Annotated in this window: 20 protein-coding genes; 1 reads left to right on the plus strand and 19 read right to left on the minus strand. The window is 42.3% G+C overall.

What is annotated here, in order from left to right; all coding sequences use genetic code 11:
- Positions 1-103: 103 nt before the first annotated feature.
- The 18 genes from ACHCNF_RS07165 to ACHCNF_RS07250 form a co-directional block, all read right to left on the minus strand.
- Complete coding sequence (locus tag ACHCNF_RS07165) at positions 104-1,132, minus strand: glycosyltransferase family 2 protein (RefSeq protein ID WP_408072102.1); 1,029 nt, start codon at positions 1,130-1,132, stop codon at positions 104-106.
- Between the two features lie 12 nt (positions 1,133-1,144).
- Positions 1,145-2,554, minus strand: coding sequence for a sugar transferase (locus ACHCNF_RS07170; protein ID WP_408072103.1), 1,410 nt, complete (start codon positions 2,552-2,554; stop codon positions 1,145-1,147).
- A gap of 47 nt (positions 2,555-2,601) precedes the next feature.
- Positions 2,602-3,798 carry an O-antigen ligase family protein gene (locus ACHCNF_RS07175; RefSeq protein ID WP_408072104.1) on the minus strand — a complete coding sequence of 399 codons (1,197 nt, stop codon included), beginning with the start codon at positions 3,796-3,798 and terminating at the stop codon, positions 2,602-2,604.
- Positions 3,770-5,590, minus strand: a complete 1,821-nt coding sequence (locus ACHCNF_RS07180) for an ABC transporter ATP-binding protein (RefSeq protein ID WP_408072105.1) — start codon at positions 5,588-5,590, stop codon at positions 3,770-3,772. The genes ACHCNF_RS07175 and ACHCNF_RS07180 overlap by 29 nt, the downstream gene beginning before the upstream one ends.
- A gap of 12 nt (positions 5,591-5,602) precedes the next feature.
- Complete coding sequence (locus ACHCNF_RS07185; protein ID WP_408072106.1) at positions 5,603-6,472, minus strand: alpha-1,2-fucosyltransferase; 870 nt, start codon at positions 6,470-6,472, stop codon at positions 5,603-5,605.
- Between the two features lie 31 nt (positions 6,473-6,503).
- A complete protein-coding gene (locus ACHCNF_RS07190) occupies positions 6,504-7,547 on the minus strand; it encodes a glycosyltransferase family 2 protein (protein WP_408072107.1) in 1,044 nt (347 codons plus the stop codon).
- 112 nt (positions 7,548-7,659) lie between these two features.
- Entirely contained in the window at positions 7,660-8,766 is a 1,107-nt protein-coding gene (locus ACHCNF_RS07195) for a hypothetical protein (protein ID WP_408072108.1), read from the minus strand.
- A gap of 29 nt (positions 8,767-8,795) precedes the next feature.
- Entirely contained in the window at positions 8,796-10,328 is a 1,533-nt protein-coding gene (locus tag ACHCNF_RS07200; RefSeq protein WP_408072109.1) for an MBOAT family O-acyltransferase, read from the minus strand.
- Between the two features lie 15 nt (positions 10,329-10,343).
- On the minus strand, positions 10,344-11,597 hold the full coding sequence (locus ACHCNF_RS07205) for a glycosyltransferase (RefSeq protein WP_408072110.1): 1,254 nt from the start codon (positions 11,595-11,597) through the stop codon (positions 10,344-10,346).
- 61 nt (positions 11,598-11,658) lie between these two features.
- Positions 11,659-13,599: an asparagine synthase (glutamine-hydrolyzing) gene (gene asnB / locus ACHCNF_RS07210; RefSeq protein ID WP_408072111.1), complete on the minus strand. Its 1,941-nt coding sequence runs from the start codon at positions 13,597-13,599 to the stop codon at positions 11,659-11,661.
- A 145-nt stretch (positions 13,600-13,744) separates the two neighbouring features.
- Positions 13,745-14,839: a glycosyltransferase family 4 protein gene (locus tag ACHCNF_RS07215; protein ID WP_408072112.1), complete on the minus strand. Its 1,095-nt coding sequence runs from the start codon at positions 14,837-14,839 to the stop codon at positions 13,745-13,747.
- The gene (locus ACHCNF_RS07220) at positions 14,836-16,068 is read right to left on the minus strand and encodes a glycosyltransferase (RefSeq protein WP_408072113.1); all 1,233 of its coding nucleotides are present in this window, start codon (positions 16,066-16,068) and stop codon (positions 14,836-14,838) included. The genes ACHCNF_RS07215 and ACHCNF_RS07220 overlap by 4 nt, the downstream gene beginning before the upstream one ends.
- Positions 16,069-16,107: 39 nt before the next feature.
- On the minus strand, positions 16,108-17,385 hold the full coding sequence (locus ACHCNF_RS07225; protein WP_408072114.1) for a glycosyltransferase: 1,278 nt from the start codon (positions 17,383-17,385) through the stop codon (positions 16,108-16,110).
- 2 nt (positions 17,386-17,387) lie between these two features.
- On the minus strand, positions 17,388-18,191 hold the full coding sequence (locus tag ACHCNF_RS07230) for a DUF2334 domain-containing protein (protein ID WP_408072115.1): 804 nt from the start codon (positions 18,189-18,191) through the stop codon (positions 17,388-17,390).
- 165 nt (positions 18,192-18,356) lie between these two features.
- Positions 18,357-19,673, minus strand: a complete 1,317-nt coding sequence (locus tag ACHCNF_RS07235) for a nucleotide sugar dehydrogenase (protein ID WP_408072116.1) — start codon at positions 19,671-19,673, stop codon at positions 18,357-18,359.
- 250 nt (positions 19,674-19,923) lie between these two features.
- Positions 19,924-21,027, minus strand: coding sequence for a glycosyltransferase family 4 protein (locus tag ACHCNF_RS07240; RefSeq protein WP_408072117.1), 1,104 nt, complete (start codon positions 21,025-21,027; stop codon positions 19,924-19,926).
- Between the two features lie 121 nt (positions 21,028-21,148).
- Positions 21,149-22,144, minus strand: a complete 996-nt coding sequence (locus tag ACHCNF_RS07245; protein ID WP_408072118.1) for an ATP-grasp domain-containing protein — start codon at positions 22,142-22,144, stop codon at positions 21,149-21,151.
- A gap of 191 nt (positions 22,145-22,335) precedes the next feature.
- Positions 22,336-22,983 (minus strand): sugar transferase, encoded by a 648-nt coding sequence (locus ACHCNF_RS07250; protein WP_408072119.1) that lies wholly within the window; start codon positions 22,981-22,983, stop codon positions 22,336-22,338.
- Positions 22,984-23,290: 307 nt separating this feature from the next.
- Here ACHCNF_RS07250 and ACHCNF_RS07255 point away from each other — a divergent pair, with 307 nt between their 5' ends.
- On the plus strand, positions 23,291-24,151 hold the full coding sequence (locus tag ACHCNF_RS07255) for a YitT family protein (RefSeq protein ID WP_408072120.1): 861 nt from the start codon (positions 23,291-23,293) through the stop codon (positions 24,149-24,151).
- On the opposite strand, the gene ACHCNF_RS07260 is transcribed toward ACHCNF_RS07255, so the two are convergent.
- Positions 24,152-24,607, minus strand: coding sequence for a hypothetical protein (locus tag ACHCNF_RS07260; RefSeq protein ID WP_408072121.1), 456 nt, complete (start codon positions 24,605-24,607; stop codon positions 24,152-24,154). It lies immediately after the preceding gene.
- Between the last annotated feature and the right edge of the window lie 30 nt (positions 24,608-24,637).

A 24,637-nucleotide genomic window follows, 5' to 3' on the forward strand; every position in this document is an offset into this window, starting at 1 on the left:
TTTCAATACAACTGTCACAGCACAGTACCGTCCAATAATCTTACGCTCTGTACCGGGAATTTCTCATCATATAATTTTGACACAACCCCCGAAGTTTTAGGCCTTACCCTGCTGTCACTTTATCAAATGCACTTAGTATCATCTTTATCATAATAATAACAGGTGTCACCGGATGTTTCATTCCGTAATATATCAGTTGGTTTGATTTCTCCGATACGCTAACAGGTGTTGTTTTAACAAGCTCAGCAATATCTCCTTGTCCAAATATGTCCTTTACAAGCTTCACCACATTTTCATCACTGGCTCTTAGGGCATTTTTCATGACAACAAACAAGAGCCTCACATACTCTCTGTCCATCTGCTCCTTGCCATTTGCTACAGCCTTATCCTGCATAATTCCAAGGAACGTATCGTAATCCAGCTTTATATTATCCAGTAGCTTTCTGTTAAAGCCATGAGACATAGAGTCTCCAATTGTTCTGTAATGATAAAAATAGCAATCCTCAAGGATTGTCAGCCTGTCGGCATCAAGAAGGCACGGCAGCATTATATTTACATCCTCAGCCATCCTGATACTGTATTCAAGATAACGCAGGTTATCCAATATGAGCTGCCTGCTTATCAGCTTCATACATCTGGACATAATGACAGGTCTTCTCTCTTCTCCGAGAAGTCTGGTCCTGAGTTCTGCCAGTTTTTCTCCCTCATAAACTCCTGGAGCGGCTCCATGAGCTTCTTTTCGTTTCTCGTTCTTCTTTTCAATGATGTAATTGCTGCTGACAATCTCCTTGAAGTCCCGATCCGGAGAAGCATACTTTAGTAGCTCCTCCACCATCCGCTCATCAATCCAATCGTCACCGTCAATAAAGAGGGCATATCTGCCCTCTGCTTCTTTAACGCCGGTACTCCAAGCTGACATAAGACCGCCGTTCTCTTTATGAATAACCTTTACTCTCGGATCCTCTTTTGCGTACTCGTCGCATATGGCTCCGCTTCCATCAGTCGCCCCATCATCTACAAGGATAATCTCAATATCCTTGTAGGTCTGATTAAGAGCACTTTTAATACAGTCACCAACATACTCTCTGATATTGTATACGGGTATGATAACGCTGACTATTTTTTCTGCCATATAAAACCTTCCTTAGCGTGCGCCTCTTCCAAAAAGCACAACTCCAACCGTCTTTATCAGGATTCTGATATCAAGTCCCAAAGACCAGTTGTCTATATACTGAAGATCAAGTTTAACTACATCATCAAAATCTTCTATATCGCTTCTGCCGCTTATCTGCCACATTCCGGTAAGTCCCGGTGTCATGCTGATTCTTCTGCGGTAGTACTGATTGTACTTCTCAAACTCATCTTCCGTCGGTGGTCTTGTACCTACAAGACTCATATCTCCCTTAAAAATATTAAGGAACTGCGGAAGCTCGTCTATACTTGTCTTTCTGATAAATGCACCGACCTTGGTTATGCGGGGGTCATCTTTCATCTTGAACATGAGACCATTCATCTCGTTCTGATCCTCAAGCTGCTGCTTTACTTCCTCCGCGTCAGTTCTCATACTTCTAAACTTGTAGATTTTAAAGCGTCTTCCGTTTCGTCCTATTCTGATCTGTGAGAAGAAAACAGGTCCCGGTGAATCGAGCTTAATAGCAAGTGCCACAAACGGTGTGAAAAGAGCTGTTATCAACAGTCCCACGAAACCACCGACAATATCCATCAGTCTCTTAAGGATAAGAGCCCTGTATCTCTCTGTTCCGTGAATATAAGAAATAACTGAATAAGTTGCAAGATTCCCTACAGAAGTGCTTCCTGCGATATTTGGAAGCTCAACACAGTAATGAACTGTCACTCCCATGTCACCGAATGCTGCAATTGTCTCATTGAGCGCATTCTGGCTGATATTGGGTGTATAGATAAAAATCTCATCAACAGGATAGGAAGTAACTGTGTCTATCAGATTTTCTCTGTTAGCAATAATCTTTACTCCTCTTATCTCCTCGCCTGTCATATCCTCATCCAGGCACACAGCACCTTCTATGGAATAGTTGATCTCAAGTCTGTGCTGAAGATGTCTTATGGTAGGCATCATGATCTCTTTTTCTGAAACAACGAGAAGCTTGATTGCGGTATCACCGCTCTCCCAGTACTTCTTTAGAACAAGCTTTATAAGCTGATGAAATACCAGCATTAAAATCACATCAAAGATAATGAAATATAACATTACCAGACGGGAAAACTGCTCTGCAAGCTTAAGAACATAAGCAATTGCAATGGTTCCCAAAATCAGAACAAACTCAAACTTTGCAACGGATGTTCCCTCCTTCCAGATGGTTCTCTTTAAAAAACCTCTGTTAGAGTCAATCGCAAATGTATATAACGTGCTGATAAGAGCCATCAGAATGCATATGATAAAATGCATCGTCTTATCCTGCATGTCTCTAAAATTCCAGAATCTTACGAATGTTGCAAGAACAAATGATATAAAAATCGCAAGTATATCAGCTGCCCAAACAACATAATTGATCAAATATTTTGTCTTTCCTTGCACTTCTTTCCACCTCTAAATAAAAATAACTTAGCTCCTCCATGCCCGAATCATGTCCGGGCAATTTTAGCCCTTTTTTCTCTGTCTGCAAACAGGTATGCTCCCATCACAGGCAAAAGATAGTTTCTTCCAAGAAACGAAGAAACAAAGCTTGCTTCCACCAGCGTAAATACACTAATGGATAATACCATGATCATGACAGCATATTCTCTGTCAAGATATAGCCTATATATAAACAGCAAAACAACCAGTAAGATCAGTACCGCAGGTATTATTCCATACCAGTAAAATAATCTTACAAAGCCCATATCAAAAAAGGCATTGCCGCTAAATTCATCCCCAAAAAGGCTCCAGGTCTGAAGCGCCCCCTTATGCGGTTTAGTGTCATAATATAGCGACTGTATTCTGCCGGTTAATATTCTATCTAATTTATGGTAAAAAGGATACTCTTTTTTCCTCGCATACTTACTAATTGCTGCTGCCCATATTGAAAAAGCAACACAGGCCCCTATAACTATGGCTCCAAGGCCGTATATAAAGCGCGACTTTTTGAAAAATTCTATCTCATATACCACAAAAGCAACCACTACAGTAAATATCGTGAGTGCCACTCCTGTTCTTGAGCCTGTAAGAAAATACAAAACCACATCAAGGCAAAGCATGATTGCCAAAGCTGTATTCCTTGAACGCCTGTCCCACTTTTTTATCAGATAAACCAGCAAAACTTCTATTGAAAAAACAACACTCATAAGTGTGTTTGGATGTCCAAAGCCAAAAGTATATCTGACTTCACTTCCTACGTCTCTTCCAAAGTCATCAACAAGCTTAACATCTCCTACAAAGCCGCAAAGCGACATAACCACAATCATCAGGCTTCCGGCCGCAGTCATCACAAATATATACTTAAGCATCGCCCTTACATCAGCATCCTTGCAGGCAATTACAAAAACTGAAAATCTCAGCAGGTCATTATTCCCTGTAACCTTATAACTGACAACTGCTATCGCACAGGTTATGATTATCACTATCCACTGCCTTATTGAATACTTTGTAAGTAAAAGTGCGAACACGGAAAACACAAAGCTTATCCTGAATATCTGCTTCGGACTCGAGAGTGGAAGAGAACTCCTTTCATATATCATCAAAAGGAGTTCGATCGTAAGTGCTGTATATAATGATATATTGCGGAGTTTTATAAGAAAATCGCCCATTATACTATTACTTTTTGTGATAAACGATTTTTCCATCAAGTGTCGTCTCCACGATTTTCTCGTCCCTAACCTCATAGATCATGTCACACTTTTCAATAGTGTTAAGTCTATGTGCTATTATAACCATTGTTTTCTTTCCATGGAAGCTGTTTATTGCCTCCATGACTGCTGCCTCAGTCTCATTATCAAGAGCACTTGTGGCTTCATCAAATACTAATGTCTCAGGATTGTGATACAGCGCTCTGGCAATTCCTATTCTCTGTCTCTGACCGCCTGACAGCCTTACGCCGCGGTCACCGATCCTGGTATCAAGTCCCTCCGGAAGAGTTTTTATAAATTCAGCAAGCTGCGCTTCCTCGCAGACCTTCCATATTCTCTCTTCATCAATCTCATCAGCATCAATTCCAAATGCGATGTTATCGCGGATTGACTCGTCTATCAGATATATGCTCTGCGGAATGTATCCTATCTGCGAAAGCCATGACTCATAATTACTGAAAATATTGGCACCATCACAGAGTATCTCTCCGCTTTTTACATGTAAGAGTCCCAGAAGAATATCAACTATTGTGGACTTTCCGGCTCCCGATGATCCCATAATTCCAACAGATTTTCCCTTGGGAATAACCATATCGGCACCTGTGAAAATATTTCTGTCCGCATCAGGATATGCAAAGGTAATATTTTTAAGCTCTATCTTGTCCTTAAGCTCAAGCGCGGGACCTGCAATAGCCTTGCGCTCAGCTGCCATAGCCTTATCGGTTTTCATCGACTCCGACAGGTTATTATATACGAAATTAAGTGCAGGCTCCTCATAAGCAATCTCTGTAATATACGTATTTATACGGTTCGCACTGGGGATAAGTCTGACCGCAGCCACACCAAAAGCTGTAAGGTGAGTAACCAGAAGCTTGGTATCCCCGCCCCTTGCTACATAAATGATCATAAAGCCGAAAACCGCAGCCATAAAAACCGTCTCAATAAGAGACCTGGGTGAATTATTAAGGAAAGTGTACCTTATATCAGTTTCTGCTCCGATTTTACCGGACTCATAATAATTTCTTATGAAAAAGTCCTCACGATTAAGGACCTTAACCTCCTTCAAGCCATAAATCGCTTGAATTCTCCACTTAGCAATCCTTGATGCAATAGTCTGGTTCTTTCTTCCTATATCATTCATCCTGGGCTTAAGCACCTTGGTGATGACAACCGTCATGCCACCTAAAACCAATATCATAAGAAGTGCCATCTTCCAGTTGGTATAAATAAGGTAAATACCTAAAAATGTTGAAACAACAAGCTCTGTGCACAGATTCAGAAGAGCCAGCATAAGAGAAAAAGACTTCGGAATATCGCCGTCAGTTATTCGAAATACCGTAGGTATATCCGCTCCAAGATAATCCTCGTAAGGTCTGTTCAAAAACTCCCTCATTACGCGTGATATCATGTCATTTCGTGTCTTGGATATAAAGCTGTTCTGCACATAAACCAGAATCATCAGGTATATGTTTTTTACTACATATATTATGATAAGAAGAGCCAGGATCGCGCATATAAGCTTGGCATTGGTATCAAGCCCCAGCGCCCCGGGTATTTTGTTTATGACAGGCAGCTTATCTATCTTGTCAAAAACAGCCGCAGGATCAAGTATAACCGCTGCAACAGGAGCCAGTATTCCAACTCCAAGTGTCTCAAACAGACCGCCGATAATGATCATTATTCCCAGTATTATCAGCATTCTTTTCTGCTTTTTATCAAAAATATAATTTATCTTGGTAAAAAGGCTAAGTCCCTCAGCCTTCTTTTCCTTTGGATCTGTTAAACTCATAAAAATTCCTTTTTAGATACGCGTCATGCGCGCAGTATATATATCATCCATTGGCTTGTTGTTAAGCCATTTCTTTGGCACGATCACCATTTTTTCCGGTGAGTCATTCATCCATGCACTCCACCAGCTGTAGCTTGAATTAGCCAGAATATGATGCTTACACAGACTCATGAGCAGCATATCGGCAGCATCCTCATTCTCTTCGCGTGTATCCACAAGATGGAACTTCTTGCCGGATACATTTTCCTCACACCACTGCTTATCACTTGTGAAAACATAGAAAATAGCATCAGGATGTTCGCTCACCATAAGATCAATAGCTCGCTTGTAATAGTCAGTATCGCAGATACCACCGTAGGTCTCTATTGCTCCCGGAAGAAGATAGTCTCCTCTTCTCACATGGATGCTCACGGACTCCGTCTCACGTATCTGTCTGTACAATTCCCAGCTCTCGGCAGAAGTAAAAACCTCATCCGGTTTAAAAGTAAACTCCCTGCGAAGCTGCTCTACAACACCTTTGTCCGGAAAATACTTGTCGCTCTGAAAATAGCCGTTTAGATATGCTTCCTCGAATTCAAAGACCTTCGGATCAAAGATTCCTGTCAGTTCCTCATATTCCTTGGTTTTTCTCCCAAAAATCTTTCTTCTGATCCTGCTGAAAATATCCATATATGAATCAGTTATATCCACAACCTCGGCATCAGTTGCCTTGTCGTAGGTGATTCCAAACATGTCTTCCAAAACCGGATCCCTCTGCTCATCATCACGGAATCCGTAATAGTTGTCAATCTTAACATCCTTCCCCAACGCCTTAAGCTGAAGATACAGGGCATACTGGAACATCTGATTGCCAAGTCCGCCCATCATTCTAATAATTATCATACATCCCCCTGTAGTAGTGAATTAAGTAACGTTATTTCAGGTAAAAATGGTCAAAGGTCCATCTGTGATCCAGGAATTTAAGCATACGCTTTTTCTCCTTGGGATCCGCTATCCCCACACCATATATTCTATCCACATCTTCACGGCATCTCTCAATATAAGCAGTTATGTCATCAAGATACTTGCTCTTATCCCCGGTCTTATCATTTTTAGCTTCCACATAGTAGTCAAGAAGCCTCTTATACATAAGATAGTCCTGTGTATCAGCGAGTTCTTCCATTCCTATCTGCTTAAGGAACGCTTTCACCGAGTTGCACGAAGGTATCCACTCTGAAAAAATGCAGAAAAATCCCTCCTGACTGCCGATGCTGTCCTTTCTGTCTATTATATAATGATAAAGCGGTGTGTCAACGAACACAGCTTCTTTCGCATCGTGCAATACCTCAAGAGTAAAGCGCCTGTCCTCATAGTACATAATACCCGGAAAGTTCTTTTCCTGTAAAAGGCTCTTATGGTATAGCTTATTCCATACCATATTCCTCACCTTAAGCTCATCCGACTCCTCAACACAGGCCTTTATAAGTTCATCAGACTTTATCATTCTTATACCTGCTGCCCGTATATTCTCCGTAAGAGGATGTATATCAACAGGCTCGTCCTCGGCATTCTCATAATAGCTGCATATGGCAAGCTTGGAATCCGACTCCAGAATAGCACTCATCATATACTCATAAATATAATTCTCGACGTAATCATCTCCGTCAAGGAATGCAAGATACTCACCCCTAGTCTCTTCAATGGCATAATTCCTTGCAGTCCCAGGTCCCTGATTACTCTGATGAATCACACGAATCCTGCTATCCTGAGTCAAATAATAGTCACAGATAGCATCCGTCCTGTCTCTGGATCCGTCATCGATTATAAGAATATCAAGATTTGAATAGGTCTGCGCCATCACGGACTCTATACATCTTGCAATATACTTTTCCACATTATAGGCAGTTATGGCCACCGTTATAAGGGGCTGTTTGTCTGCCGGTATTCCTTTAAAATAAAAGTGACTGAGATCTCTCATACATTCTCCGTTTTTCTATAAAGTAATCCCAATGCTTTCCTTTTCTAAAAAGCAGTCCCAATTCTTTCCTTTTTCTAAAAGGTAGTCCCAATGCTTTCCTTTTTCACAGGCATCAGTCTATCAGACTGTTATAATCAAAATGGTTAAGCAGAACCTTTTCCGTCATAAGGTAATCCTCTGCGTTTTCCTTGGTAATCCTGTCAGATACCTTAGTTATATCTGTCTCCTCATAACCGTTTTCATACTTGATTATAGTATCGAGAATATATCTGTTGACCTCTGCATCATAATGCGCCTGGTCTCTGTATCTCGACAGATCTGCGGTTATATCCGTATGAGTGGTAAAGCTGTATATGTGTATATTATCACATTCCAGCATCTGCTTTATTGCCGCCTGCTTGTATTCCAATATCTCATTAAGCTCCCCACTCTCATAGAGGTTTCCCCAATAAGCCATTGAATATGGCGGAAAGAAGCATATAAACTTTGTTTCAGGATGCTTCCTTGCAATTGAAACCACATTCTGCTCAATATTTTCTTCGAGCATTTTGAGATTCTCTTTATCTGCAAAAAGCACTTCCTGTTCCGGATCCTTAAAGCTCTTTTTTCCTAAAAGAACATAGTCCTTGCCGTAGTCATTATCCTCGTCAGTATAGCTGTAATCATCAAAGCTCGTATGCCCCGGCGTTTCACCATTAAAATATGAAAAAAGGGCAGGAAGCGCATATCTTAAAACCACATCCTTATTCAGCAGGTACTTCACATCATCGAAAGGATTGTTATTGGTAAGCCAGTCGGGATACTCACCCATGTCCTCTCTTAAGGCATCCTTATCCTTGACCATCAGGCTATAATCAATGGGTCTGAAAACATATTCAGGATTATGTCCACTTCTATAAGCCACAAGAAGATTATCGTTTATCTCTTTATAGGTTGCACCTGAATATACAACCTTTATAGTCTTGCAGCCAAGGCCTTCCTCAAACTGGCTCGCCCTGAAGTTCTCCGACATAGAGGTTCCTGTAATTATCGCATCATAATCAAAGTGTTTCGTTATTCCATCGTTCTGTGATCTCTGATCATACAACTTATAGAAAAAATGCGGATTCGGGGCTCTGTAATGAAAAAACGGGTCCACAAAAAACACCAGTCCCCCAATAAGGAACAGCGCCGACAAAGTCAGTATTAAAATCCAAGTGAACCATTTTTTTCCGGTCATTTCAAGCCTCTTGATATTTTATAGACGTTTTAAAAGTTAAAATAAAGAAATGTTGCAATCGAGCTCATAGACACAATACAAGCTACAAGCACGCCCCATGTGAACACAAGCGATACCGCATTGGTCTTATATTTCCTGTTGTAATTATTCTCACAGCAAAGACACACTATAAACGCCGCTATGATAGACATTACGCAGCCCGTCATAAGCACTGTCTGGTCTGAGCTTGGAAGGTGCAAAAATTCCAGCACATATCTAAACTTCGGAATTCTGAAGCCCTCTATGAGTTCAGATCTCACATCAAGATTCATCACAAAAAGCCGCTTATAAATCTGAATGCACTGAGTCACATTGTCTGCCCTGAACAATAGCCAGAAAAGGCATATAAATACAAAGTTCACAAACCAGCTCACAGCTCTTATAAGCCATCTGTACAGCTTTCCGCCGGGGAGATTTCCTGCAAGCTCACACATTTTTACATAGGGCTTGTGAAAAAACATGTTTACCCACTGGGCAAAGCCGTTCAACACTCCCCACAGAACAAAAGTCCAGTTTGCTCCGTGCCAGATTCCGCTCACCAGAAAGACAACCATCCTGTTTATGTATTTCCTGAATTCGCCCTTTCTGTTTCCCCCAAGAGGAATATAGATATATGTCTTGAGGAACCTTGATAAAGTCATATGCCAACGGGTCCAGAATTCCACCATGGAAATGGATTTATAAGGAGAATTGAAATTCTGCGGAATCGCAAAGTTAAACATGGCTCCAAGTCCCGTAGCCATGTCACTATAGCCGCTAAAGTCAAAATAAATCTGAAAAGCATAAGAAATCATGACGATGATTATCTCAGGAATGGTAAGCGCACCTTCCCCGGCAGGAATCAGCGCTGCCCTTGAGAAGCCATAATCCACAGCTTTGCCAAACATGTCTGCAATGAGCATCTTTTTACCAAGACCGCGTGTAAACATCATAATGCCACGGCTTAGATTGTCAAAATTAAGCCTGTGCTTCTTTTCATCACGAAATTGCGGTATCAGCTCTGAATGCAGCACTATGGGTCCTGCCACAAGCTGCGGAAAGTATGCTACAAAAAGCGCATATTCAAGAAAAGAGTAATCCTCCGTCTCGCCCTTATAAGCATCTACCACAAAGGAAATCTGCTGAAAAGTAAAAAAGCTGATACCAAGCGGAAGAACTATATGTTTCAGATTAAAGTCTGTTTTAAAGACTGTATTTATATTGCCAATGAAAAAGTCATAATATTTATAGTAAAAAATCAACCCGACATTAAAGAGAATTCCCAATATCAAAAAGGGCTTTTTTCTGCTTTTGTCCGCGCCATTGCCTGCCCTTTTCATCGCCCTTGAGAGCATGTAGTTTATCACAATACTACTGCAGATTATCAGCAGGTAATACGTGTTAAAGTATCCGTAAAACCAAAGAGACATGCAAAGCAGTGAGAACAGGGCCGTCTTTTTCTTTCCGACTCTGTGAAGCAGGAAGTACATAATGAGCGATAACGGCAAAAAGCACAATATAAAAATGTATGAATTAAATTGCATTCGCTTCTCCTGCTCCTAAATCAATTCTTCAAAATAATCCCGCCACATGGCATATACGCTGTCAGGTTTGTACTTTTCCCTCACATCCAACGCTGCTCCGCCCATTTTTCTGGCAATAGTCGGATCCGCAGTCACTCTCTGCAGAGCATGTAAAATACCTGCAGTCATCTTCACATCCGAGTCCATAGGGATGAGTATTCCGTCTCTACCATTCTTTATAAGATCTGCCGGTCCGCCGCAGGGACAATCCGTAGATATACAGCAAAGTCCCAGAGACATGGCTTCGATAAGAGCATTGGGCATACCTTCTGTCTTGGAGGTGAGCACAAAAATCTCCGCATCACTTATCCTGTCTGCGATCCTGTCCACACTTCCCATGAAAGTAGCTTTTCCGTCAGCTCCCTTCCCTGTTTCATCCAAAATCCCCAGTTTGCCGCAAAGCTTTGTCAAAATATCTCTGGTAGGTCCGTCTCCGTAGATCATAAGCCTGTACTCAGGATGGTCCTTAACAAAATATGAAAACGCATTGATGATAAGCTTCTGATTTTTGTTTTCATCAAGCCTTCCCACTGATACAATTACCTTTTTTCTATCATCAAAGGGCACCACATCATGTGCCATGAATTCTTCATTTATGGCGTTTGGAAGCACTCTGCACTTGCCCTTTATAAGCGGACCAAAATACTCCATCGCCCCGTTAGTCTGTACCACAACTCCGGCCGCAGTTGGAAAAAGGACCTTCATTGCAGCCTTAAGCCCAAAGGATGCGTATTCCTCTGATGGTGTTGCTCTTACCGACACTACCACCGGAATACCAAGGGGCAGTGCTGACTGCAGCGCCATACAATTGTTTTTTCCAAGGAAAGACAGAATAAGATTCGGCTTTAACTTCTCCCAGGTATTGGTAAGCTTTTCAATCCTTCTGTGGAAATTCTGCGCACGTTTTCCCTTTTCATAAGGCATAAGTGCTGTGAAAACTCTGCCAATCCCTGCAGGTTCGCCTCCCTTTAAATCCACATATCTTATCTTCTCATCCGGATTAAGCACCTTTACGGCGTGTTGGTCATCCTCTTTATCCAGCACCTTCCAACCGGCATGAGGAAGCTCATACTCATCATCGGACAGGTATGTTGTAGCAAGCGTCACCTTATAACCTATACTGTAAAAATATTCAGCCAGGTTACACATCACGCGCTCAGCCCCTCCCTTGTTAAGGGAGCCTATATACATAACTATATGCTTTTTCTTTATAGTTACCTTATCTGCCATTAAATAACCTATCCTCGCAAATAAATTCAAATCTTCAAGAAGTCATCACATAAATTCCATCTCATCCAAAATATCTCTCATACCACTGCTGGAAATTGAAAAAGCTCCAGGACAGCTTGGAGAAATTGGCTCCGGTTGCAGGGCCACCATCTCCCTTTTCCAGATAATTCCTGATAAAACGTGATACATAAGCAGGATCAAATATGCCCTGTCTCTTAAGATATCCTTCATCACTGTAATCTGTCAGCTTATCTCTCAAAGCACCGCGAAGCCACTCATCTGTAGGACAGCCAAAGCCCTTCTTGGGCCTGTCCAGCATCTCCCGTGGAATATAATCATAAGCGATATCCTTGAGGATATGCTTTTTATCACCATTTGCAAATTTAAATCTGTGTGGAATACTAAAGCTGTACTCCATAACCTCAGTATCCATTATAGGGCATCTGCACTCAAGAGAATACTTCATCGAGGCTCTGTCCATCTTCACAAGAATGTCACCAGGAAGATACGTATCCATATCAAGGAGCATACGCCTTACCTGCCAGTCGGATACCCCATAGGATGATTCCACAGGATATTTACATGGAAAAAGAGCTTCATCTCCAAAATTCCTCTCCATATACCTATCGTAGGTCATTCTCTCATCCATTGTCTCATGACCTGTAATAAAGGCATGAGCTGACAGAATATAGCTTGGTGATGAGAACTGTGTTTTAGTCTCAGGGTCTCTGTTTCCTGCCACCACCTGCACTCTGAAGGGAAGCTTCTTTAAAAGCTTGCTGTCCCCAAGGGGGATCTGACCTATTCCGTTCACGATAGCGCCCGCAGCATCAAGCTTTTGTGCCTGAGCCACGTTCTCATAAATATTATATCCGCAGAAAAACTCGTCTCCGCCATCACCTGAAAGTGCTACAGTCACCTGCTCCTTCGCAAGCTTGCACACCAGCATCGTAGGAATCTCGGACTCATCCGCAAAAGGTTCATCATAATAATCCGGAATGCTCTCCACCAGATCAAGCATCTCCGATTCATTTATATAAAGCTCAGTGTGATCCGTTCCAAGGTGCTTTGCCACTTTTTTGGCAAACTCAGCCTCGTTGTATTCAGGAACATTGAATCCGATACTGAAGGTCTTTACCGGAGCTTCGCTGTTCTCCTGAGCCAGAGCGGTTATAAGTGACGAATCATATCCTCCTGATAAAAATGCTCCCAAAGGCACATCCGCTATCATTCTATCTGCAACAGACTTCTTCAGGCGCTTCTTTAAGCCCGCCTTCGCCTCTTCATATGAGGTTACCTGTTCAGCACTTCTTTCTCTGTATGCCTTTTTCACATCCCAGTATTTAATTATTTCTGTATGCCCGTTGTTAAAGATAATCATCTGGCCGGGCTCAACCTGCCACACATTTTCAAAAATGCTCTCAGGAGCATTGATATACTGCTGATATAAGTATCTGGGAATTATTGATTTTCTTATCTCTGACTTGAATCCCGGGCACTTCATAATGGGCTTAAGTTCAGAGCCAAATACAAGGTTACCCTCTTCAAGCCAGTAATAAAGCGGCTTTTTGCCTATTCTGTCCCTGGCAAGGATGATATCCTCTGTCTCCCTGTCATACAAAGCAATCGCAAACATTCCGTGAATATGCTGCGTAAACTCTCTGCCCCACTTTAAGTAACTTGCAAGTATAACTTCTGTGTCACAGGTTGATTTAAAAGGATACCCCTTCAGTTCCTCCTTAAGTTCAAGGAAGTTGTAAATCTCTCCGTTAAAAACGACAGAAATCCTGCCATCCTCCGTTGACATGGGCTGATGCCCAAGGGGCGAAAGATCCAGGATTGAAAGTCTTCTCTGTGCAAAGCCAATCACATATCCGTTTTTCCCCGGATACAGCTCCACTCCGCTGTCATTGGGGCCTCTGTGGATCATAGTGTCATTCATGGCTCGCAGTTCATCTTCCGTTATTCTGTTTCTTGATATATATCCGCAGATTCCGCACATGGGCTGCTCCTTTTTATGTTTATTTATGCCACCTTGAAAATGTGGCCGGGTATATCCCGCCTGTTGTTGCACATACCCTCTGTATTTGACTGTGCATTTTCCGGCTAAGCATATCCGCCAGTTGACACACATATCCACCATTAAATTACAACAGACTTTCCAGATAGTCTCTCCACTGCTTGAAAATAGCCTCAGAATTAGCTATATCATACACCTTCGCAGCTTCCTCTCCGAATCGCTTCGCCATATCCTTATCCTCGATAAGTCTGCAAATTCTGTCTGCAAGCGCATCCGCATCTCCTACAGGCACAAGGAACCCGTTTTCTCCATCTCGTATAACAGTCCTTGGACCTCCGGGCGGGCAATCGGTTGATACAACCGGCATTCCCATAGCCATTGCTTCAAGAAGGGAATTGGGAAATCCCTCATAATCAGAACTGTAAGCATAAACTTCGCCCTTAGGGATCTCCGCATCTATATGATTGCAAGGCCCCATTAAAAACATGAAATCCTCTGCATGGTTATCAGCTATCTTCTTCTCAAGTTTCTCCTTTGTTCCATCCTCAGATCCGCCGCCATATATCCTGAGCACATAGTCAGGGTGCTTCTCATGTACCTTCAAAAAAGCGTCGCACAGCATAAGCTGATTCTTGAAATCCACAAGTCTTGCGTGATGTACCACCGATTTTTCCTTGTTCTGTGGATGCACAACTCCATGATATTTGGCATTTATGGGATTAAGGATCACCCTTGAGTTATCCTGTAGATAGGGTTTGAAAAAATCCCTCTGCTCCTCTGTCTGGAAAACACATCCGGCAGCCCTTGGAAACAGCCATTTTATCTGTATCTTATCTGAAAATGCATCATAGTTTCCCACAGGATTGATTCGGACTGATATTACAGTCGGAGTGCCGGTGCTCTTCTGTGCCATAAGAGCTCTGTAATTGGCTCTGTGTGCAAATGCCACAAGCACATCCGGACGATTTTCCTCAAGAAATTCTCTTAAATACTTAACTCTTAAAAGGAACTTTGTAACTCTTCCCTTTTTGAGATCATTTTCCCTTAACCCTACATGAACTCTTCTGATACGAGGGTCAAGCGTAAACTCATTTTCATCAAACCATTCTGTTGCTATATATACTTCATAGCCTTCCTTGGCAAACTGATTGGCAAGGTTACTCACCACTCTCTCAGCGCCGCCCTGTCCGAGGCTATTTAAATGAAAAGCGATTTTCTTCATACTTTCTCCAAAATCTTATAGAGATCTTCTGCATACTTCAAAGGGTTGTATGTCAAGGCTCTCTCATAAGCCTTCTCTCCGTAATGCTTCATCTTGTTCTCATCAGAAATCATCCTGAGTATACCCTCTGCAAGCATTCTGTCGCCCTCTGTGATGTTTGAAGCATCAAGGTCGGTGTGTTCGTCCATATCGGGAACAATTATACCAAATTCGCCCTCTATTATCTTATCTGTTGAGGAACCATCAGGCTTCTCGCTGATAAGCTGCCCGTATTCCTTTTCGTTAAGCAGGATCTCTCTGGGACCAGTCTTACAGTCCGCCGCAACACATGGCTTTCCAAGTGCCATAGCCTCAAGGATCGCATTGGGAAATCCCTCATGGTTAGAGCTAAGCACATACATATCAGCAGCGTCAACAAAAGGGAACGGATTCTTCTGAAGTCCTGGAAAGAACACCTTCTCTCCTATCCCAAGGTCATCCGCAAGCTTTCTTAAGCCGCTAAAATCGCCTGTTCCAACTATCTGAAGTCTAGCCTCGGGATATTTTGAAGCCACAATTGAAAAAGCCTTGATAAGGTGCCAAAAGCCCTTGATATAATCCTGTCTTCCTACTGAAATCAGTGTGAAATGGCTATCAAGGTTGTTATCTACGAGCTTTCCGTTTCCAAACATATCGCTCGCACCAAAAAATGCTTCCTTTTCTCCCGCTCTCTCGCGGATCATTGTGGTATCCAGAGGGTTATAAATGTAACTGCTCTTTTCATAGTTATAGTCACGAAGGAGCTCTCTCATGATCTCCTTGGAGCAGGACAGAACCTGATCCGCCTTTTTACAAAATAGACTGACTTCACTTCTGTTCTCCATATCAGTAGAACAGCGAAGTCCTGTAAGCACCTTTGTATCCGTTCCAAATCGGGATAGGGTATTTACATAGTTGGCACTTGAACCAAAGCTGTAGGCAATGTCAATCTTGTGAACCTTTTTGTATCTTCTGACCTTCAGCACCCTGCGCAGCACATTAACTGCCTTCCCCGCCTTGCCGAATTTCTTCGTAGCGGGAAGGTTTATGTTGACCACATCAAGCCCTGAGATATCATAATTGATATCTTTGTCGGAAAAGATGAGAACAGTCACATTATAATATTTTTGCATCAGCCTTGCTGTCGCAACACAGACTCTCTCGAATCCGCCCTGATGCAGCATCGGCACTATAAGTAAAAGTTTTTTCATTAAAAATATCCTATTTCACCAGGTGCTCTTCACGGAAAATCAAAACTTTCCTGTAAGGTAGAAGCTCTGAAGCCTCTTCGCCTGGGTCCTGACATCAAATCCGGATTCCCGGATCATATCTATTACCGGTTCAGAGGAAGCTGCTCTGTCACCAATAGGCAGCTGTGCTTCGCTCTCTTCCTCGCCCTCAGCGTAGTCCCTGAGCATGAGGTCATTAAGTATCTTCCTGGCCCATACGGCAGGTGCCTCTTCAATGCTCATTCTGCTTACCAGAGGCGTAATATCCACCTCAGGTGTTATGGAGTCGGAAACAAGGCACTGCAAGCCTGCTGCCTGCGCCTCAACAACGGTTCCCGGAAGTCCCTCATACCTTGAAGGGAAAAGGAAATAATCCATCGCCTGATAATACTCGTTGGCATTACTCTTATTTCCGCAAAAGATCACATGTTTTTCGATGTGCAAATCAGCTGCCAGTTTCTTCATCGTTTCCATGAGAGGCCCTTCACCCAGCATGAGAAGCCTTATCCTCATACCATGAAGTATGCTGAAAGCATTTACGTCATCATGTTTAAGTATTCTTAAAAATTCCGCAAAGGTCTTAAGCAGATACTCATGGTTCTTTGCATAATGAAATCTTCCGACATGACCTATTATTATAGCATTAGAAAGTCCCAGCTCTTTTCTTATCTTATCCCGAACTTCCTGATTATATACAAATCTTCTGAGATCAATTGCATTTGGAATGATCCTCACAAGCCCCTGATCGGTAAGTGTATCGCCAAACACTGCTCTTGCCGCATTCTCCGTGCAGGCAAATCTGAGGTCACAGGTATCAGTCTTTGCAAGAGGTGCTCTGATGATTCTTGTCACAACACCCTTTATGCCCGGATCAACACCTGCACTTCTGGCGTGTGCAATGGTGGTTCCAATGCCGCAGCTCTTGGCAATCGGAAGGTAGATTGCGGCAGTGCTAGTCATATGGCCCTGCACCATCTTCCACTCTCCTCTGTGCTGCATGAAAAACATTCTTATAGCGTTTTTATAATCCCTTACATTTGTTCCATGGAATCTCGGCAAAGCGTAAATATTTCCGCCAAGCTTTTTTACCGTAGCATCAAAATAATCAGGCTCTCTTACCAGCATCAGTTCATCTGAAGTCGGGCATTTTTTACCGGTGGGTTCCGCATCAGCGTGAACCAGGAAGTCGAACTGCACACGTTCTCTGTCTATATGTCTGTACAGATCCATAATACGGCTCTCAGCGCCCCCAAGTCCAAGTGTTCCAAATACATGTAATATTCTTATAGGTTCTGCCATTTCTACCACCTTTTATGCACAGCGATATATTTAAAGCGTGCCATGAGATATTCTTTTACACCCTGAAATTCAGAAGCCTCCACAGGTTCCTGCGTGAGCCATTCATCCCAGCTCACAACCTTGCCGGATTCGAATACCTTTTCATAGTATGCAAAATCATCTCCGTTTAATGTATTAGTATGAACAACAAAAGTTGTGTAGCCCTCCCCATTATCCTTTAGAGCTGCATCTTTTCTAAAGGATATTGGATAAAAAGTCATGTCAAATCTTCGATATGCCTTTTTGCCAAAGCCATCCGTAATTCTTCTGAATCCGCTCTCCGCAAGGGCTCTCAGCGTATTCTTGTCATAGCTGTGACTTGGTGCCATGAAAAAGTCAGTGGCAATTCCATGGTTGGCGAGAATCCTCTTACCCTCGGATATCATCTTTATCTGCTTCTCCAGATCAATCCCTGCAAACTCGGATTGTTTGTTAAGCGGAAGAAGGCCACCCTTTTTCGTGGTGTAAACATGGTGAAGGCCGTGCATTGCAATTATCCAGCCCTCGCTCTGAAGATTCCTCACAAGGTGCCAGAAAGGATAATCTTTTTCCGTTATCTTATCATCAGGATCAGTCTGCCTGCCTCTGCCTGAAAGATTGTCCTCGTCATCTTCATCCACAGATGCTTCAAGCTTGGGATCAAGATTCTCAGGAACAACACCAATAAGAGGCCTTATATGATTTTCATCTAAAAGCCTCTTAAATCTTCTGAATTTACCCATGTCCATTCCCGGAGAAATGTCATCAAGTCTGATTACTATCTTCATACAACAACGCCGCCACTTTGTCGGTGGCGGCATATCCCCCTAGTTTTTTTAATTCTTCTCTTATAGTCTTAAGCTTACTAACCCCCGCCGCGAACTGTCTTCAGGAATCAATATTCTATAGATTCTTGAACGCTTTTTCATCTTTGCGCTCAAGAATTCATGATATTACAGTCTCCAGTAGCTAAACTCTGATGAATCAAAGTCATCCTTATTGTATATGCCCTTTACATCAAGGAATACTCTTCTCTTGTGTGCGGGATTATACCACTTCTTAATCTCATCTGTTGTAATTCCAAGGAATTCCTCATGAGCAACCGCCATGATAACAGCGTCCATATCCTTAACAGCATCCATGCTGTCAAAGGTGATGCCGTAAAGTCTCTTGGCTTCTGCGCTGTCAGCCTCAGGATCCACAACTACCGGATCGATGCCGTACTCCTTAAGTTCATTATAGATATCAATTACCTTTGTATTACGTGTATCAGGACAATTTTCCTTGAAAGTAAAGCCGAGAATTGCAACTTTCGCATTCTTAACATTTAAGTCCTGAGCAATAAGGTTCTTAACTGCGCTCTCAGCAATGTATTTACCCATGTCATCATTGATTCGACGACCTGAGAGAATAATCTGGCTGTGATAGCCAAGCTCCTCAGCCTTATAGGTGAGGTAGTAAGGATCAACACCGATGCAGTGTCCGCCAACAAGACCGGGTCTGAAGTTCAGGAAGTTCCACTTTGTTCCTGCTGCCTCAAGTACGCTCTTGGTGTCGATTCCCATCTTGTGGAAAATCATTGACAGCTCATTCATGAAAGCGATGTTAATATCTCTCTGGCTGTTCTCGATAACCTTTGCGGCCTCAGCAACCTTGATGCTGTCTGCCTCGTGAACACCCGCAAGTGCTACAAGTTTGTAAACATTAGCAACCTCTTCAAGTGTCTCCTTATCCATACCGGATACGATTTTTACAATAGTCTCAAGTCTGTGTACCTTGTCACCGGGATTGATACGCTCAGGTGAATAACCCACCTTGAAATCAACTCCGCACTTAAGCCCTGACTCCTTCTCAAGGATCGGAACGCATATATCCTCAGTTACTCCGGGATAAACAGTTGACTCATAAACAACGATTGATCCCTTTGTAAGGTATTTACCAAGTGTTCTGCTGGCGCTCTCTACAGGTGTGAGGTCAGGTGTGTGATCATCATTAACAGGTGTTGGAACTGCAACGATGTGGAATCTGCACTCCCTGAGCTTTTCAGGATCAGCTGTAAAATCAACCGCTGTCTGCTTGATCGCATCATCTCCTACTTCTCTTGTAGGGTCAATTCCCCTTTTATAAAGTTCAACCTTTTCGGCATTAAAATCGTAACCAACCACTTTAATCTTCTTGGCGAAGGCTACCGCGATAGGCATTCCGACATAACCAAGTCCAACAAGTGACAATTTCTCTTCTCCTGCAAGGAGTTTCTCATACAAACTCATTTCCAATAACCTCTTATTTTATTATTCCGCTATCTGTCTACGTGTGTCACCACATTTGCGTTTTCATTTACGTTTTCTTCTGCGTGTGTCACCGCATTTGCGTTTTCATTTACGTTTTCTTCTGCATGTGTCACTGCATTTGCGTTTTCATTTGCGTGTGTCACTGCATTTGCGTTTTTCGTCTGCGTGTGTCACGCATTTACGTTTTCCGTCTGCGTCGTACTCGATTCCGAACATTTATATTATCCAACTATTTGCGTATTTTCTCAAGTTCTAGTTTATAAGCATCGATAACGAGCTGTCTGTCAAAGCTTTGCTCGATATAGGTACGCCCCAGGCGGCCCATTTCACGGCGCTCAGCTTCTGTGTGTGTAAGCATTTTTCGAATAGAAGCAACAAGTGAATCCGCATTTTTCGGTTCGAAGGTGTAGCCTGTTCTGTCAGGCTCAATTGCTTCGATGCAGCCGTGGATATTTGAGCACAGAATTGGTCTTCCGCAAGCAGCAGCTTCCAGAAGCACATTGGATAACCCTTCGTGGTATGACGGGTGGACTACAACGTGACATTTTGCCATAACAGGCTCGACTGTATCAAGATGTCCGTAGTACTTGAGCTTTCCGTCTTTTTCAAGAGCGGTGATCATCGGCTCGTATTTTGCCCTCTCATCCTCTTCGTACTCACCAACAAGGTCAAAATATACATTGTCATATTCAGAAGTGATAGCCTTTGCTGCCTCAAGGAATTCCTCAATTCCTTTATCCTTCATCATACGTATGACCGCAAGGAAGTGTATTCCGTCCGCCTCTCCCGGATATTCTCTGAAAGGATGCTCCGTCAAATTAACTCCGGATCCCGGCAGAAGACCACTGTTTTTACAGGCTATGCCATGTGACTGCATAAATTGTCTGTTTCTCTCATTTTGAAAAAAGACTTTATTGGCCTTCCCTGTAGATATTCTATAAAGCTGCAGCAGGACTTTACTCATAAGTCCGCCATTTTCAATAGCCATTCCAAGTCCCGTTATATTACATATGTAAGGAACCTTTTTTAATCTACAGGCAAGCGCTCCATAAATATTGGGTTTTATGGTGTAGCATAAAGCCACATCCGGCTTTTCTTCCTTTATTATTCTTTTGTAATTTTTAAAAAGTCCATAATCCTTTACAGGATTACTTCCATGCCTTTCAAGCGGCGTCTCTATCAGTTTTGTGCAATAGTCCTTTAGCTTTTTGCAGTTTTCATCAGGCGGAACGGATATCACAACCTCGCATCCCGCATCAAGAAAGGACTTAAGCAGCTCCTTCCTGAACAGAAACAGACCGTTGGCATAATTTGCCATAATCAGAATTCGCATTTTTTATTTCCGCTTTTGTCTTTCTGAAATAGTCATAGCCTTACATTTTGGTTCGTTTTTTACATAAAAAAAGTCAAAAATTTCTGTTTTCCTTAAAGAGAAGAAATCATGAATTCGTTTATTAAACTGTCTTCATTCTTCCCTCAAGATTAGAGAGCTTCTCAATTACAACGCTGTCGTACATAAGCATGCAAACGCCTTCCTCATACTCACCGATTATTGAAGCGTTAGCCTTTTTCTCTACAACATTGGTGTAGATGAGCTTGGGGAAATCAACGCCTGCGCCGTATGCGTGCAGATAGGCGCCGCCAAATCTGGGATTGATCTCAGACAGGTAGTACTGACCATCTTTATAGAAAAGATCCATATCAAGAGGTCCGTTGAATTTAAAGTTCTTCATTGCATTTTTCACAAAATCAAAGAGGGCGTCATCCTTGAAGGATATTGTCTTGTTGGCACCGCCTATTGTTGTCGATATCTTCTTCTTGGAAAAAATTGCAACAGGTTCATGTGTAAAGGTATCGACATAGACATCAGCATCCATGTCCTTACCATCCATGAACTCCTGAATAATAAGGGATGTATCCCTTGCTGTGAGCTCTTCCAACAATTCAAGGCTCTCAACCTTCCTTGCTCCGACGCTGCCACTTCCGGTTCTGGGCTTAACAAAAACAGGGAACTTTATCTCATTTCTGTCATAGCTCTCCTTAAAGTCCGCAAAGGAGCCAAAGGTCAGAACTGTAGGCACACCCTTTTCCTTCAGATATTTGAACATCTCATATTTATCAAAACATAAATCCGCTGTTTCTTTATAAGGAGCAAGCACCTCGACACCAAGTGCATCGAACTCAGCCCTGTGGTCAGCCAGGATAGAAATCTCCGGATCGATGAGCGTCGTTACGGCATCGATTTTTTCATTCTTACAAATTTCAAGAATAGTAGGAATATAGGTGATATCAGTTATAAGCGGAACCCTGTAAACCACATCAGCAAAGGCAGGTGCCGGCGCATATGGACTGTTGTCCGTAACCACGATCTTAATCTTGTCACCAAGTGTGTTTCTGAAATCCTTTAATAATTCGCAGCGTCTGCCTACGCTCGTAAATAATATGTTCATTTTCTAAATACATCTCCTTTATGAATGCTATGTGTTTTGTCAGGAAGCATTCTTTTTATCTGTTTTAAATCTATGTCTTTACAGCTTTTCTTTTTGAAACCTTTTGCGCAAGTATAGTTCTTATCTATATCATTTTAAGATATCCACACTGCTTTGACCTATAGCCTTTCCTGCAAAGCTACCGGATTCCCTCATTCCTTCTTCTCCGGGGTTCCGGTGAAAGCCTCCATTGTGGCATCCGTCGCACTATTTATGTCATTGTGTCTGAAAACAACCGCAACCGTCATGAATACAATTTTCAGATCAAGTAAAAATGAGAGGTGATCCACATAGTAGACATCTTTCTCAAATCTATCCTCCCAGCTAAGAAGGTTTCTGCCATTGACCTGCGCCCAGCCGGTAAGACCTGGTCTTACATCATGGCGTCTTTTCTGCTCGGAGTTATATAAAGGAAGATACTTCACCAGAAGAGGTCTTGGTCCCACAAAACTCATATCCCCCTTAAGGATATTGATAAACTCCGGAAGCTCATCAAGACTTGTGGCTCTTAGCTTTTTACCAAATTCCGGAAGTCTGTCCTCGTCAGGAAGAAGATTCCCCTCGGCATCCCTCTTATCTGTCATGGTCCTGAATTTATATAGGTTAAATACCTTGCCGTCCTTCCCCGGTCTTGGTTGCCTGAAAAGTACAGGGCTTCCCAATTTAACCCGCACCAATACAGCAAGTATCAGATACAGCCAGCAAAAGCATATCAGCACCAGTAGCGACAGAACAATGTCTATAAACCTTTTTATGAAAAGCTCATACAGCCCGCGTTTTCTTTTTGTATTATTATCCATATTTCTCTCTACTAATAGGGGCGTTTTCTTTTTCAAGCTCAGTCAAAACAATTATGTTTTAAGCATGTCAGTGTAATTATTTTGTTTTATAATCGGAATGATCATACCATACTGACTTGTAAACCCTTGTATTTTAGCAATTTCTTCATTGCCAAGCCCTATTCCAATAATGTATTATAACCTATAGAGTAGTTTGGAGCAAAGGCTCGGAAAATCGCCGTTTTTCTCTAAGGCGCATACCTTTTATAATAGCATTTTGCTCTGATATTTCCAGTATAAAGTTTTTTGTAGGGAGTTATACATTATAATGAAGCTAGATTTTAAACGCGGCAGCATCAGACTAATCGTTGTTCTTTTAGCTGCTTTTTTGATGGCTTTAAATATTCAGACTTTTGTTAATGCAGGTGGGCTATATCCCGGCGGTGCTCAGGGTCTCACCATCATCATTCAGCGTATTGCGCTCAAATTCTTCGGACTAAAAATACCATATACACCTATTAATGTACTTCTCAATATAGTACCTATCTATATTGGTTTCCGTTATATAGGCAAAAAGTTCACTATATATTCTATGATTATGGTGCTCAGTAACGGTTTCTTCGTAGATTTGATTCCGGCTCATGTCATTACACATGATCCGCTTCTGATTTCTGTTTTTGGTGGAATCCTTGCAGGCGTGTCCCTCTCAATTTGCCTTATGGTTGATGCCACCAGCGGAGGCACGGACTTTATTTCAATTTTCTTATCCCAGAGGAAGGGAATTGATGCCTTCCCCATAATCCTTGCGGGAAACTGCGTAATCCTGACTGTTGCAGGTATTCTCTTTGGTTGGGACAAGGCTTTGTACTCCATCATTTTCCAGTATGTATCAACGCAGGTACTTCATGTAATGTACCGAACCTACCAGCAGCAGACACTTTTCATAATTACCGACAAGCCTGCTGAGGTGTGCGAGCTGATTTACAAGATCAGCAACCATGGCGCCACTTTGATGCATGGCGAAGGCTCCTTCGAGCACAACAACAAGATGGTCGTCTACTCTGTTGTAAGCGCATCTGATGTCAGAAAACTCATCCCCGCCATCAAAGAATTTGACAAAAATGCCTTCATCAATTCCATCCGCACCGACAAAGTTCAGGGCAATTTCTACTTAAAGCCCAGAGATTGATCATATTATTCTGCTACCATTTGGATTTTCTTTGATGGTAGCAGATTTTTTTGCTTTTTCTGTTTCTTTTTTACTTTTTTGTTTGTCTTTTTGGCTTTTCCTGTTTACTTTTGGGATTTTCCTGTATACTTTTTGACTTTTCCTTCCTGCTTTTTGGATTTTCCTGTATATTTTTTGACTTCTCCTTCTGCTACCTTTGGGCTTCTCCCTGTTGGTAGCAGAAGCTTCATCCGCGTTTCTTCTGCTACCTTTCACCTCTTCCTTGTTGGTAGCAGAATCTTCATCCGCGTTTCTTCTGCTACCTTTCAACCCTTCCCTGATGGTAGCAGAATCTTCATCCGCGTTTCTTCTGCTACCTTTCAACTCTTCCTGGTTGGTAGCAGAATCTTGATCCGCTTTTCTTCTGCTACCTTTCGACTTTCTCCTTTTAGTAGCAGAATCTGGAATTAAAAACATCTTTATCCTAAAATCTCTTATCACCGCAAA

The organism is Butyrivibrio sp. NATIVEDY162, from assembly GCF_045999815.1.
Lineage (GTDB): Bacteria > Bacillota > Clostridia > Lachnospirales > Lachnospiraceae > Butyrivibrio.

What these genes read in the sequence shown, in the direction of transcription:
- ACHCNF_RS07255 (WP_408072120.1), top strand. Translation starts at nt 23,291, where the DNA reads ATGAAGCTAGATTTTAAACGCGGCAGCATCAGACTAATCGTTGTTCTT.
- ACHCNF_RS07220 (WP_408072113.1), bottom strand. Translation starts at nt 16,068, where the DNA reads ATGAAAAAACTTTTACTTATAGTGCCGATGCTGCATCAGGGCGGATTC.
- ACHCNF_RS07180 (WP_408072105.1), bottom strand. Translation starts at nt 5,590, where the DNA reads ATGAGTTTAACAGATCCAAAGGAAAAGAAGGCTGAGGGACTTAGCCTT.
- ACHCNF_RS07195 (WP_408072108.1), bottom strand. Translation starts at nt 8,766, where the DNA reads ATGACCGGAAAAAAATGGTTCACTTGGATTTTAATACTGACTTTGTCG.
- ACHCNF_RS07235 (WP_408072116.1), bottom strand. Translation starts at nt 19,673, where the DNA reads ATGAGTTTGTATGAGAAACTCCTTGCAGGAGAAGAGAAATTGTCACTT.
- ACHCNF_RS07240 (WP_408072117.1), bottom strand. Translation starts at nt 21,027, where the DNA reads ATGCGAATTCTGATTATGGCAAATTATGCCAACGGTCTGTTTCTGTTC.
- ACHCNF_RS07215 (WP_408072112.1), bottom strand. Translation starts at nt 14,839, where the DNA reads ATGAAGAAAATCGCTTTTCATTTAAATAGCCTCGGACAGGGCGGCGCT.
- ACHCNF_RS07175 (WP_408072104.1), bottom strand. Translation starts at nt 3,798, where the DNA reads ATGGAAAAATCGTTTATCACAAAAAGTAATAGTATAATGGGCGATTTT.
- ACHCNF_RS07205 (WP_408072110.1), bottom strand. Translation starts at nt 11,597, where the DNA reads ATGGCAGATAAGGTAACTATAAAGAAAAAGCATATAGTTATGTATATA.
- ACHCNF_RS07230 (WP_408072115.1), bottom strand. Translation starts at nt 18,191, where the DNA reads ATGAAGATAGTAATCAGACTTGATGACATTTCTCCGGGAATGGACATG.
- ACHCNF_RS07165 (WP_408072102.1), bottom strand. Translation starts at nt 1,132, where the DNA reads ATGGCAGAAAAAATAGTCAGCGTTATCATACCCGTATACAATATCAGA.
- ACHCNF_RS07200 (WP_408072109.1), bottom strand. Translation starts at nt 10,328, where the DNA reads ATGCAATTTAATTCATACATTTTTATATTGTGCTTTTTGCCGTTATCG.
- ACHCNF_RS07190 (WP_408072107.1), bottom strand. Translation starts at nt 7,547, where the DNA reads ATGAGAGATCTCAGTCACTTTTATTTTAAAGGAATACCGGCAGACAAA.
- ACHCNF_RS07185 (WP_408072106.1), bottom strand. Translation starts at nt 6,472, where the DNA reads ATGATAATTATTAGAATGATGGGCGGACTTGGCAATCAGATGTTCCAG.
- ACHCNF_RS07260 (WP_408072121.1), bottom strand. Translation starts at nt 24,607, where the DNA reads ATGTTTTTAATTCCAGATTCTGCTACTAAAAGGAGAAAGTCGAAAGGT.
- ACHCNF_RS07250 (WP_408072119.1), bottom strand. Translation starts at nt 22,983, where the DNA reads ATGGATAATAATACAAAAAGAAAACGCGGGCTGTATGAGCTTTTCATA.
- ACHCNF_RS07245 (WP_408072118.1), bottom strand. Translation starts at nt 22,144, where the DNA reads ATGAACATATTATTTACGAGCGTAGGCAGACGCTGCGAATTATTAAAG.
- asnB (WP_408072111.1), bottom strand. Translation starts at nt 13,599, where the DNA reads ATGTGCGGAATCTGCGGATATATATCAAGAAACAGAATAACGGAAGAT.
- ACHCNF_RS07225 (WP_408072114.1), bottom strand. Translation starts at nt 17,385, where the DNA reads ATGGCAGAACCTATAAGAATATTACATGTATTTGGAACACTTGGACTT.